Genomic DNA, 11,507 nt, shown 5'->3' with positions numbered 1-11,507 from the left:
ACGTAGTCGCGGATGCAGGTGCCGTCGGGGGTGTCGTAGTCGTCGCCGAAGATGACGGGCGCCTTGCCGTCTTTCAACCGTCCGAGCACGATCGGGATGAGGTTCATGACGGCGGTGTCGGCGAGTTCGTTCCAGCCGGCGCCGGCGACGTTGAAGTAGCGCAGCTTGACGGCGTTGAAGGACGTTCCGCGCATCTGCGAGGCGGTGATCTGGTTGTCGATCATCCATTCGCCGATGAGCTTCGTCTGACCGTAGGGATTGATGGGCCGGCAGTCGAGGTCCTCAGGCACCATGTCGACATCGGGCATGCCGTAGGTCGCGGCCGAGGAGGAGAAGACGAGCGATTCGATGCCGGTCGCTTCGACAGCGGCGAGGATGTTCGTCAGAGCGCCGATGTTCTGCCGGTAGTACATGACCGGTTCCTCGACGGATTCGCCGACCTGCTTCTTTGCGGCGAAGTGGATGATCGAGTCGACGTCGTGTTCCCTGATCGCCTCGACGAGTCGGTCGGCAGCATCCGCTGCGGCCAGGTCGAGATGGACCACGGGCAGCCCTTCGACGCGAGCGCTGATCCCGGTGGAGAAATCGTCGACGACGAGGACGTCGTCACCGCGTTGGGTGAGCAGCCGCACCACGTGCGAACCGATATACCCTGCACCGCCTGTGACCAGTACCGCCATGGCCGGACTCTCCTTCATCTCGACGACTCTTCACTGTCAGAATGCTCGGTATCAGAATACGCGCTCAGACGCCGAAGCTCTGATTCGGGCTGAATGCGCGGTGGGAAAGCATCGTGCACGAAGACGTTGCATGTCCAGGCCGACCACCAGCTGGAGCTGACGGGGGTTACGCGTCATCTGCGGCAGCGCTATGGTGGTCATAGACTCCGGGCCAACGCGAAACCGGAGAGAACAGGAGCAGAAATCATGACACAGTCAGTGACAGTTCCCGACCCCCATGGCGCAGAGAAGACCACTCGCGAGCACGCCGAACGCGGCTTCATCGCCTCCGACGCCCTGACCAAGAACCTCCAAACGGTTCTGGTCGACTTCATCGCTTTGAGCCTGACCGCCAAGCAGGCGCATTGGAATATCGTGGGCACGAACTTCCGAGACCTCCACCTCAACCTCGACGAAGTCACGGACATCGCCCGTGCAGGCAGCGATGAGATCGCTGAACGCATGCGTGCCCTCCACGCCTCTCCGGACGGTCGCCCCGCGGTGATCGCCGAACAGACAGGGCTGCCGGAGTTTCCGAACGGAGAGATCAGCACCCACGACGCCATCGACCACATGGTCGCGTCGATCGAGGCAACCGTGGCGTCCATGCGTGACTGCCATGACGAGGTCGACTCGGCGGATCCGACCACCGCCGACATCTTCCACAGCTACATCGCTCAGCTCGAGCAGCAGGCCTGGTTCATCAGCGCAGAGACACGCACTCCCAAGTGAGTCGGTGCGACCGAGCAGCCACTCTGGTCTTCGGGCCGCCTCCCCGTCCTCACGGTCGGGCAGGCGGCCCTTCGTCGTCGACGCCCGGCACCGGCATCATCGCCGGTCGATGATGCCGACGAGGTGTTCGACAATAGTCAGCACCGAGGTGGGCCACGACCCCGGACAAGAGATCGCACCAAGCCCCAATCCGGGCGGCCCAAAGACTACAACCCGCGTCCGGCCTCCCACGGCTCTTCCGACGCACCCGTGATCAGCGCATTCACCGACATCGCCTGCGCATCGGTGAACGAGGCGATATAGTCCACGACCGCCCGTGCCCGACCACGCCTGACGATCCCGGCCGCGCCTTCCTCCCCCAGCGCTTGAGGGTTGCGCGCGTACAGATCCGAATATTCCTGCGTGGCCGCCTCGACGGAGTCGACCAGACGCCGGGGAATCCGCGTGGCTTCATCCGGGTCGAGCAGCCACTCGTGGAATCCCTCGACCAGGGACGCGATGATCCGCGTCTGCCCACGCTGATACACGGCCAGGTCAGACCGCTCCAAAACAAATCGCGCATGCACGAACTTGAGCACCACGACATCGTGCCAAGCCTCCTGGCTCAGCCGCACGTGACCGCTGCGGATATGCGGGTCCGGATCGACGACGATCGAGGCCTGCAACCGGTCGATCCACCGCCGGGTGAACCCGGTGACCGCCCGATCCGCTTCCAATCCCCCGTCGTAGGGGACGCCGAGGAGTCCCTCGACGAGATCCCGGTTGACCCGCTCCACCGACTCCCGGAACGCCTCCTCCGAGGCGATCCAAGGGTCCTTCTCCCCGATGTGTCGCCGGATTGCTTCGAGGGCATGACCGGGACGGCGCCGATCCAACTCCGCAGGGTCCAGGGCCGCCAACTCGCGATGATCGCGCAGCCACCGCCCGAGCTCAGCGGACACAGCCGTGTACTGCAGCACGTTCGACCGGTAGAAGTCGTCCAGGTCGTGCACCGCGTAGGCAATGTCGTCAGCGACGTCCATGACCGCGCATTCGAGCGTCTGCTGATACTTCCCGATCGCCGGGAACGCCGAGAGCACGTCCGCCATCTCTTCGACCTCAGTGGCGTAGGCGGAGAATTTCATGGCGCCCTCATTGACATCGTCGCCGACCCCGCGCGGCATCCGCGCCGCCGACGCCGCCCGCTCCCCCGTCCATTCCGCACGCTCCCACGGGTACTTGAGCACCCCGGCCCGAACCGCCCGAGTCAGGTTGAGCCCGCGCGCGGTAGCCTCACAGCTGTCCAGCGCCGTGAGGATCCGAAATGTCTGCGCATTCCCTTCAAATCCGTCATCGAGGCGCAGCACCTGCCGCGACACCCGATCGAGTTCCTTCTCGCCGAGGTGGCCGAACGGTGGGTGCCCCAGATCGTGGGCGGCCGCGGCCGCCTGCACCACCACAGGATCACATCCGCCGAGGCGGTTGACCGTTTTCCGAGTCCCTTCGTCAGCGTTGTTCAACGTGATCGCGATCGACCGGGCCACCGCGGAGACCTTGAGCGAATGCGTCAGCCGGTTGTGGATGACGGTGCCGGAACCGGCCTGCGGAATGACCTGAGTAACCGAAGCCAGACGGGAGAAGAACGGGGAGAACCGGATCCGTTCGATATCGACGCGGAACTCGTCCTCTCCCCGGCGGGCCTCCTCGGCGACGTTGCGGTCGCGACCTCCGGACAAGTGAAATCTCTGTCGTTCCATGAACTCAGACTACCGATTCCGCACCCTGAAGACCCTCTATTGCTACCTGACGGGGGCCCAGCAACCTGGCGCCAGGTTGCTGGGCCCCCGTCAGGTAGCAAGGGGATCCCTTGAGACTCAGATCACAGCGTCGTATGGTGAAGATACCTATAGGAGGTGGTCACGATGACCGGAGTCAATGAGGGTTTCTACCAGCCAGCGACCCAACCTGGTGACATCATCGAAGTCGAGGACGAAGAGACCGGCGAGATGGTCAAACACGTCATCTACCTGGACGAATTCGGCAATGGCACGCTGACTCGGCCGCTGACCGAAGACGAGGTCGAAGATCTCAACGAAGCCTGAGCTTTCCCGAAACTGATCGCGGCCACCCCTCACCGAGGCGGCTTCCCCACTTACCGTGTCACCGCGGACCATGAGGGCGGGTCACGAACTCACCAACGGGCGCGGACGGTTTCGGTGGGTCCGTCGACTTCGGTGAAACCCGCGTCGACGACGCTGATCTGCTGGTCGTTCGCGTCCCACGAATCACGGTTCGCCGTAGTCACGCGCAAGCTGAAACCGGATTCCCGCCAACGATCCCGCACATCGTCGGGCATCTGCTCGAACGCCAGTTGCGCGGCGTGTCCGCATTGCGCGGCGGCCTTCCCGGTCGTCAGCGTCAGCTCGGGAGAGAGCTCGATCGTCATGACCGCCTCAGCTGCGGGGATCGAGGATTCGCCCTCATCCGGGAACTCGGTCCCGCCGACCTGCAGCTTCTTCAGCTCCGGTGGCAGGGGTTCGACGGGGCCGGGTGCGAAGACGAGCGCCTCGGCGGGAGCGAAATCGTCGGTGCCGCCGAAGGTCACGCTCACGCACCCGAGTGCCCGTGCGTCCTCGAGCTTCTTCCCGTCACCGCGGCGCACGACCTTGCGGATCGCTCCGTCACGCCAGTATTCGACGGCCTCGTTCCAGTCCCCGCCCGGCTGTGAGCGCGGATCGTCGAGGAAGGTCACGACAGCACGAGAGGTGGCCTCGAGGACGTCGATGTGGCGAGCGATGGCGGTCTTGGACCGGCGCACGACGATCGGCAGTGACCAAGGGATTTCGTGGTCGGTCTCGTGCCTGCGCATGTGTTCGGTCAAGGGTTGGCTCCTGCAGTGTCTTCGGCGGTGAAGGACTGGTGTCACAGTCCCCTTGTCATAACAGCGACGATCGGCGGATATTCCGGATCTTCGCAGGTGAGTCCTACCGTGGCCGCCGACGCCGGCCTCGCTAAGCTGGGAATCATTGCCGCCGACCAAGAATGAGGCTGATGATTTCCGGCGTGACAGTCTACCCCGCGCTCACCGAAGCGCTGCTGGCCACTATTCCTGCCGACATCGTGGCGTCGATGTCGGCACAGATGCGCGAGGTCATGGCTGTCCAGGCCACTCGGGCCGACGCGTGCCGCCGAGCCGGCGAGGACGTCGCCGCTGCCGCCGGTGACCTCTCCCCTGCCGCGCGATCGTTGGCCGCCAAACGCGCCGAATACCGGGCCGAACGCACGCTGTGGAACGAAGGTGGTCCGGCGATGGCCCGCACCGATGATCACCACATCCGCACCGCCGGGATCGACGTTCCGATCCGCATCCATCGCCCCACCGCCGAGGCGGTCCTGCCCGGTCTCCTGTTCCTCCACGGCGGTGGGTTCAGCCTCGGCGACCTCGATACACATGACCGGATCATGCGCGTGCTCGCCGCGGCCGGCGGCTTCGCCGTGATCGGAGTCGACTATTCGCTGTCGCCGGAGGTGAAGTTCCCGCAGGCACTGCACGAGTGTGCCGGGGTCGTTGACCACCTCGCCGGCCACGGTGAGGATTTCGGCATCGACGGCGCACGCCTGGCCATCTCCGGTGATTCTGCCGGGGCGGTTCTCACCCTCGGCGCAGGTCTGCTTCTGCGCGATGAACCGGAGACCATCGGGGCGAGTCCCGCGAGCTTCTCAGCTCTGCGCGCCCTTCTGCCCATCTACGGCAGCCACGGTCTCATCGACTCGGCCAGTCGCAGGCTCTACGGCGGCGACTGGGACGGAATGGGCATCCACGACCTCAGCAACCTCCTGGACGACTACCTGCCGACCCCGAAGGACAAACATTCACCGTTCATCGCACACCTCACCGCCGATCTGTCCGGTCTGCCGCCGGTGTTCGTCGCGGCCGCCGGGCTCGATCCGCTGCGCGATGACAGCCGGGCATTGGCCAGGACCCTGCAGCGGGCAGGCAACGACGTCCGCTTCGAGGAGTATCCGGATGTGCTTCATTCGTTCCTCCACTTCGGTCGGATCCTCGACGACACAACCACGGTGCTCCACAACGCTGCGGCTTTCGCTGCACACCATCTGAACTGATTCGTGCGGTCGGCGCCCAGCGGGCGCGGACGAGACGGGTTTCCGGTCAGCGGCCCGTGACCTGGTTCCTTCGCCCTGGGCTGCCGCGAGTGCCGTCACCAGGACGGCCCTGGCTGCTGTGACTGCTGCCAGCAGGACGCCCCTGGCTGCCGCGATCCGAACGACCGCGTCCCGTCGGCCGTCGGAACAGCACGTCTGCGTCACCGTCGGACTGCCGCTGCCGCTCGCGTTCGATCTCGGCGTCGAACTCGGCGCCGAGGAGCAGCGAGAGGTTGACCATCCACACCCAGGCGAGCCCGACGATCACTCCCCCCGATCGACCCATAGGTGACGTTGTAGCTGCTGAAATTGTTGATGTAGGCCACGAAGCAGGCCGACACGGCAAGCAGCACGAACATGGCGACGAACGCACCGAGGCTGACCCACCGGAACTTCGACCGCCTGACGTTCGGGGTCACGTAGTAGAGCAGGGCGATGAGCAGCATGACGAAGAAGACGAAGACTCCGGCCGAGGACGACTCGGTGAGTTCGACGATGAATGGGCGGATCACCGTGGCCGCCTCAACAGAGAGTCGGTGGACCAGCGCGAGCACCGCCTTCGTGGTCGACTCTGCTTCCCCGACCACGCCGAGCAGCGACACCATGGCGAGGATCGCCGGGGCAGCAGAGAGCAGAGCGTAGAAGCTCAGCCCGGCTGCTCTGTCGAGGCACTCGTCGTCGAGCAGACGCCGAAGAGCGCCCTTGACGATTCGCACTCGATTCAACCGTGGCCCGGCCCGTCTCAACGCTGTCCCACTCTGTAGTCCTTGGCCGCGTGGATCATCGCATTGAGAGTCGCGATGACCGGCACGGAGAAGAAGGCCCCGGCGATGCCCGCCACCGCTGCTCCCGCTGTCACCCCGAGGATCACAGCCAGAGGGTGGATCTTCACTGTGGGCCCTGTCAGCCACGGCTGCAGAACGTGGCTTTCGAGCTGTTGGACGACGACGACGATCGCGAGCATGATCAGGCCGTGCACCCACCCGTTGAAGAGCAGCGCCAAGCCCACCGCGACCGCTCCGCCCACGATCGCTCCGACGAACGGTACGAAGGCACCGAGGAAGACCACCATGGCGATCGGCACCGCCAAGGGGACGCCGAGGATCAGAGCACCCACTCCGATTCCGATCGCATCGCTGGCCGCGACGACGAGCTGGATCCGAATGAAGTTCGTCAGCGTCTTCCAACCGGCCTCACCGGCCGCGAAGATCCGCGCATGCGCCTTCTTCGGCCAGATGTTGACGACCCAGGTCCAAATGCCGCGGCCGTCGATGAGCGCGAAGAGGGTGACGAACAGGATGATGATCACGCCTTCGATGACATGAGCCGCCGTCGTGCCCACCTCGGCGGCACCGGAGCCGAGACCGGCGGCGTTGTCCTGCAGCCACTTCCCCGAGGAATCGACGAGATCATTGAGTTTGGCTTCGGTGATTCCGAACGGCTGCGTGGCCAAGAGCTGCTTCGCCGCGTCCAGGGTCGTCGCCACCTGCTTCTGGATCTCAGGTATCTCACTTCTGATCTGAAAGGTGATGAGGAGGACGAGCCCGGCCAACAGGCCGAGGACGACCACCCACACGGTGACCACCGCCAACCATTTCGGCCACCGATGCCGCTGCAGGAACGTCGACATGGGGACCAGGAGGGCAGAGAGGACGAGGCCGGCCAGGAATGGAACGACGATCTGTGCGACTTGCAGTGCCACGAAGATCGCGACTGTGATTCCCGCGATGATCACCAGCAGGTATCCGGTGAAGCGGGCACCGAGTCTGAGTCCCTCGGGTATCGGGTCATCGCGATTCGGCGGCGCGTTCAATGGACCTTCTGTCATGGACCAACACTAATGCCGCGAGCCGCACAGTGGGTGGACCATTCTGTTCTGGCCCGCCGGCACGGGCGAGACGGGGCTCCGGTCAGCGGCTTCCGAGGAAAATCCGAAGATGTACTAAAAGTGAATCACTACGGTATTCCGATGACCAGATTGCGACGTTGGCCCTACACTTTTGCCATGGTGCTCGCTCTCCTCGTCGGAGCGGCCGCCGTGGTCTCCTCCCTCTTCCTCGATCTCCCGCTGCGGGACCCCGACGGATTCCTCGGCCCCTCATACATCCGTCTGCCTCTGCTGGTTGTCGGATTCATCGGCGCCGGGCTGATCGTGGAAACGGTGAGGCGAAGCGGGTGGCGAGATCTGCCGACGTCTGTCGTCGACATCGCTAAGAAGGAGTGGAACACCCACCGGCTGCTGTGCATCGGCGCCGGGCTGCTGAGTTTCTACGTCTGCTACGTCGCCTACCGCAATCTCAAGAGCGTGCTGCCGGTGTACCGCGAGGGCACCCTCTTCGATCAGCAGCTGTTCCGCCTCGACCAGTGGCTCATGGGCGGGAACACTCCGGCCGTACTCCTGCACGAACTCCTCGGCACCGGCATCGCGGCGAACCTCCTGTCAATCGCCTACCTCGCCTACCTGCCGCTCGTTCCGATCAGCCTCGGCGCGGTCCTCGTACTCAATCGCAGACACGCCGTCGGCGCTTGGTATACGACCATGTTGAGTCTCAATTGGGTGCTCGGCACCGTCAGCTACTACCTCCTGCCGTCGGTCGGTCCGGTATTCAGCCGCCCCGAGGTCTTCCGGGCGCTGCCGGAGACCGGAGTCAGTGAGCTCCAGCAATCCCTCATCGACACTCGCCTCGACTACCTGAGCAACCCGATCGGCAGTGACTCCATCCAGGGTGTCGCCGCGTTCGCATCGCTTCACGTCTCCGTCACCTTCGCCGCTGCTCTGTTCATGACGCTGACGAAACAGCATCGCGCCGTTCGAGCGTTCACCTGGATCTTCTTCGGTGTGACGGTCGTGGCCACCCTCTACTTCGGATGGCATTACATCCTCGACGACATCGCGGGCATCGGCATCGGCGGGGCGTCGGTGGCACTCTCTGCATGGGTGACCGGGCACCGCAGAGCACGCCGACGGCCGGTCGCCGCAGTCTCCGAGCCTGATTCCGTGCCCGCCGCGAAGCCCGCGGATTCTGTCTCACGCACTGCCGGGGCTATACTGTAATCACCTGCGAACCCGTTTTCGGGTTCCCTGCGTCGTCAGGACGCCTCGTCTCTGCAGCTGGGTGAAAGCACCCGCGCATTTCCGAAGCCGTTTTCTCTCGGCGATCGAGAGCGCCGACAGCGCTCATTCCATGATCGGAAGCGGCTGCCTGCCACCTATTCACGGCACCGGCACGCCCTCCGGCACGTCGAAGGGCCACCCCATCACTACGTCACAGACTCGCACCAATCCCCGCAGCACCCGCACCCGCGGAGGCAGCAACAGAAACACCGCCACAACCGCCGCCAACGCCTCGGGCAATCGCACGAAGAAGGCCTCCCCAGCCCCGACCACTTTCGCCGAGCTCGGTGTCCCCCAGAAACTGGTCGACACGCTGAGCAAGGAGGGCAAGACCCAGGCCTTCCCGATCCAGCAGGACACTCTGCCCGACACGCTGGCCGGCCGCGATGTGCTCGGCCGCGGAAAGACCGGGTCCGGCAAGACCCTTGCGTTCTCCATTCCGCTCGTCGCCCGACTGGCCGAATCCGGCAAGGGGTCGCAGAAGTTCCGCCATCCGCGCGGGCTCGTGCTCGCTCCCACCCGTGAGCTCGCCACGCAGATCACCGAGGTCATCGACCCGTTGGCCAAGGCCGTGGGCTTGCGGACGACGACGATCTTCGGCGGCGTCAAGCAGCGTCGCCAGGAGGTCGCACTCAAGGCCGGAGTCGACATCGTCGTGGCCTGCCCCGGCCGCCTCGAGGACCTGCTCCAGCAGAACATCCTCACGCTCGAGAACATCGAGGTCACCATCCTCGACGAGGCCGATCACATGGCTGACCTCGGGTTCCTGCCCGGAGTCACCCGAATCCTCAACCAGACTCCGGCTGAGGGACAGCGGATGTTCTTCTCGGCCACCTTGGACAACGACGTCGACAAGCTCGTCCGTCGTTTCCTCCACAACGAGGTCCTCCACTCCGTGGATGAGCCGACCTCCCATGTTTCGGCCATGACCCACCACGTGTTCGAGGTGTCGGTCGACGACAAGAACGAACTCGTGCACAAGCTCGCTTCCGGCACGGGCCGCCGCATCCTCTTCACTCGCACGAAGCACCGGGCCAAGCGCTTCGCCCGCCAACTCACAGCAGCGGGCATTCCCGCCGTCGACCTGCACGGCAACCTGTCGCAGGGCGCGCGCGATCGCCACCTCGCCGCGTTCACCGATGGTGAGGCGAAGGTGCTCGTGGCCACAGACATCGCCGCCCGCGGCGTCCACGTCGACTCCGTCGAGCTCGTCGTCCACGTCGATCCCCCGACCGAGCACAAGGCGTACCTGCACCGCTCCGGTCGCACCGCACGTGCCGGCAGCGCCGGTGACGTCGTCACGGTGATGACCGCCGAAGAGCGCAAGGACACTCAGATCCTCCTGCGCAAGGCCGCCATCAAGGCGACCCCGCAGAAGGTCAACGCAGAGTCCCCCGAGGTGACCGAGCTCGTCGGTGAGATCGCCGAGTTCGTCGCCCCGCAGCCGAAGGAACCCGTTCAGCCGCGCAAGAGGACCGAACCTTCCACGTCGAATGGTCGTTCATCCCGCCGTCGCCGAGGTGGCCGTAGCGGACGCGGCGGAAGCTCGGGTCGCGGTGAGGCCGGCAACGGCGGCAGCGACCGCAGCCGTGAGAACTCCCGCGGCGGCCGTTCCGGCAATGGCCGCTCCGGCGGTCAGCGCGCGGAATCTTCGGGTCGTCAGCCGAACAGCCGCCGCGCGCCCGAATCCCGCGGCACCAGCCCCGAGACTCGTCGCCGCAACCGCACCCATACCGGAGGCTCGCAGCAGGTCTACTCGACCAGCAGCTGACGTCCTCACAATCCAGTAACCCTGCTTGGATACTACACTTTGGTGTAAATGCCGACTGGGCGAACCAGCAGTGAGAGGAGTCTGCCGATGAGCCAGGACCGCGAGTCCCTCACCCTCGTCTGGTTTCGCGACGACCTGCGCGTCGAGGACCACGAGGCCCTGACAGCGGCCTGCGGCGACGGGCAGGTGATCGGCCTCTGGATCAGAGAGTGCCGCGGCGACGATGGCCTGGGCCCACGCCCGCTGGGAGGAGCCGCTCGCTGGTGGGCGCACGAATCGCTGCGCGTCCTGGAGACCGAACTCGCACAGGTCGGTATCCCGCTGCTCTTCGCAGCAGGCTCCGCCGCCGACATCGTCCCGCAGGCGGCTGCGGACCTGAAAGTCGATGCTGTGCGCTGGTCGCGCCGTTATGCGCCGGCTGCACGTCGCCTCGACGCGCAGATCAAAACGGACCTGGCTGATGCCGGTCGTGCCGTGCACTCCCATACCGGCGCGCTGCTCGTCGAGCCTTGGACGGTCCGCCCTCAGGGCGGTGACTTCTACAAGGTGTTCACGCCGTTCTTCAACGCTGTGCGCGATCGCGAGGTCGGAGAGGTCCTGCCGCTGCCCGACGAACAGAGCCCCCTGACGGAGGCAGACCGGAAGAATCTGGACAATCACTCCTGGGTGCGCGACCTCGACGATCTCGGTCTTCTCGACGGAACCGACACGGGCTCGGGCAGCTTCGCCTCGGCGAGGACTCCGCAGTGGTGGCGGACGACCGTGGCCGGGCACTGGAATCCCGGGTGCAGGGAGTCAGCCGGTGAGCTCGCCTGCTTGAGCGACGGGCTCGACGGCTACGCAGATTCTCACGATGTCCCCGCAGACCCTGACAGCACGTCAGGCCTGTCGCCGCGACTGCGCTTCGGCGAACTCTCCCCCCGCCAGCTGCTGGCAGCGGCCCTGGACATACCGGAGGTGAGGGACGATGATCGGCAGGCATGGATCCGGCAGCTCTACTGGCGGGAGTTCTCCTGGCACCTGACCT

General features: G+C 65.2%; 11 protein-coding genes. 6 read left to right on the top strand and 5 right to left on the bottom strand.

What is annotated here, in order from left to right; genetic code table 11:
- Positions 1–680: NAD-dependent epimerase/dehydratase family protein (locus tag ACTIIH_RS14755; RefSeq protein WP_441452662.1), on the bottom strand; the 680-nt coding region annotated here is incomplete at its 3' end.
- 246 nt (positions 681–926) lie between these two features.
- On the opposite strand from ACTIIH_RS14755, the gene ACTIIH_RS14750 reads away from it, so the two are divergent.
- The gene (locus ACTIIH_RS14750; RefSeq protein ID WP_441452661.1) at positions 927–1,451 is read left to right on the top strand and encodes a Dps family protein; all 525 of its coding nucleotides are present in this window, start codon (positions 927–929) and stop codon (positions 1,449–1,451) included.
- Positions 1,452–1,657: 206 nt separating this feature from the next.
- Here ACTIIH_RS14750 and ACTIIH_RS14745 read toward each other — a convergent pair whose 3' ends face one another.
- Positions 1,658–3,187: a deoxyguanosinetriphosphate triphosphohydrolase family protein gene (locus tag ACTIIH_RS14745; RefSeq protein ID WP_441452660.1), complete on the bottom strand. Its 1,530-nt coding sequence runs from the start codon at positions 3,185–3,187 to the stop codon at positions 1,658–1,660.
- Positions 3,188–3,352: 165 nt separating this feature from the next.
- On the opposite strand from ACTIIH_RS14745, the gene ACTIIH_RS14740 reads away from it, so the two are divergent.
- The gene (locus ACTIIH_RS14740) at positions 3,353–3,532 is read left to right on the top strand and encodes a hypothetical protein (protein ID WP_441092183.1); all 180 of its coding nucleotides are present in this window, start codon (positions 3,353–3,355) and stop codon (positions 3,530–3,532) included.
- Between the two features lie 89 nt (positions 3,533–3,621).
- On the opposite strand, the gene ACTIIH_RS14735 is transcribed toward ACTIIH_RS14740, so the two are convergent.
- Complete coding sequence (locus ACTIIH_RS14735) at positions 3,622–4,311, bottom strand: peptidyl-tRNA hydrolase (RefSeq protein WP_441092184.1); 690 nt, start codon at positions 4,309–4,311, stop codon at positions 3,622–3,624.
- Between the two features lie 182 nt (positions 4,312–4,493).
- Between ACTIIH_RS14735 and ACTIIH_RS14730 the strand changes: the two genes are divergently transcribed.
- Complete coding sequence (locus tag ACTIIH_RS14730) at positions 4,494–5,555, top strand: alpha/beta hydrolase fold domain-containing protein (RefSeq protein WP_441092185.1); 1,062 nt, start codon at positions 4,494–4,496, stop codon at positions 5,553–5,555.
- A gap of 200 nt (positions 5,556–5,755) precedes the next feature.
- On the opposite strand, the gene ACTIIH_RS14725 is transcribed toward ACTIIH_RS14730, so the two are convergent.
- Positions 5,756–6,310 carry a YihY/virulence factor BrkB family protein gene (locus ACTIIH_RS14725; RefSeq protein ID WP_441452659.1) on the bottom strand — a complete coding sequence of 185 codons (555 nt, stop codon included), beginning with the start codon at positions 6,308–6,310 and terminating at the stop codon, positions 5,756–5,758.
- Positions 6,311–6,336: 26 nt separating this feature from the next.
- Positions 6,337–7,422, bottom strand: coding sequence for an AI-2E family transporter (locus ACTIIH_RS14720; protein WP_264799479.1), 1,086 nt, complete (start codon positions 7,420–7,422; stop codon positions 6,337–6,339).
- Between the two features lie 177 nt (positions 7,423–7,599).
- Between ACTIIH_RS14720 and ACTIIH_RS14715 the strand changes: the two genes are divergently transcribed.
- From ACTIIH_RS14715 to ACTIIH_RS14705, 3 genes are all read left to right on the top strand, one after another.
- Positions 7,600–8,649, top strand: coding sequence for a phosphatase PAP2 family protein (locus tag ACTIIH_RS14715; RefSeq protein ID WP_441092187.1), 1,050 nt, complete (start codon positions 7,600–7,602; stop codon positions 8,647–8,649).
- A gap of 130 nt (positions 8,650–8,779) precedes the next feature.
- Positions 8,780–10,480, top strand: a complete 1,701-nt coding sequence (locus ACTIIH_RS14710) for a DEAD/DEAH box helicase (protein WP_441452658.1) — start codon at positions 8,780–8,782, stop codon at positions 10,478–10,480.
- A gap of 87 nt (positions 10,481–10,567) precedes the next feature.
- On the top strand, positions 10,568–11,507 hold a 940-nt coding region (locus ACTIIH_RS14705; protein ID WP_441452657.1), incomplete at its 3' end, for a deoxyribodipyrimidine photo-lyase.

The sequence above is a fragment of the Brevibacterium sp. genome (assembly GCF_052105255.1).
Taxonomy (GTDB): domain Bacteria; phylum Actinomycetota; class Actinomycetes; order Actinomycetales; family Brevibacteriaceae; genus Brevibacterium; species Brevibacterium linens_B.
Note: the sequence above shows the minus strand (reverse complement) of the source record. Positions and strands in the feature narration are given on the sequence as shown.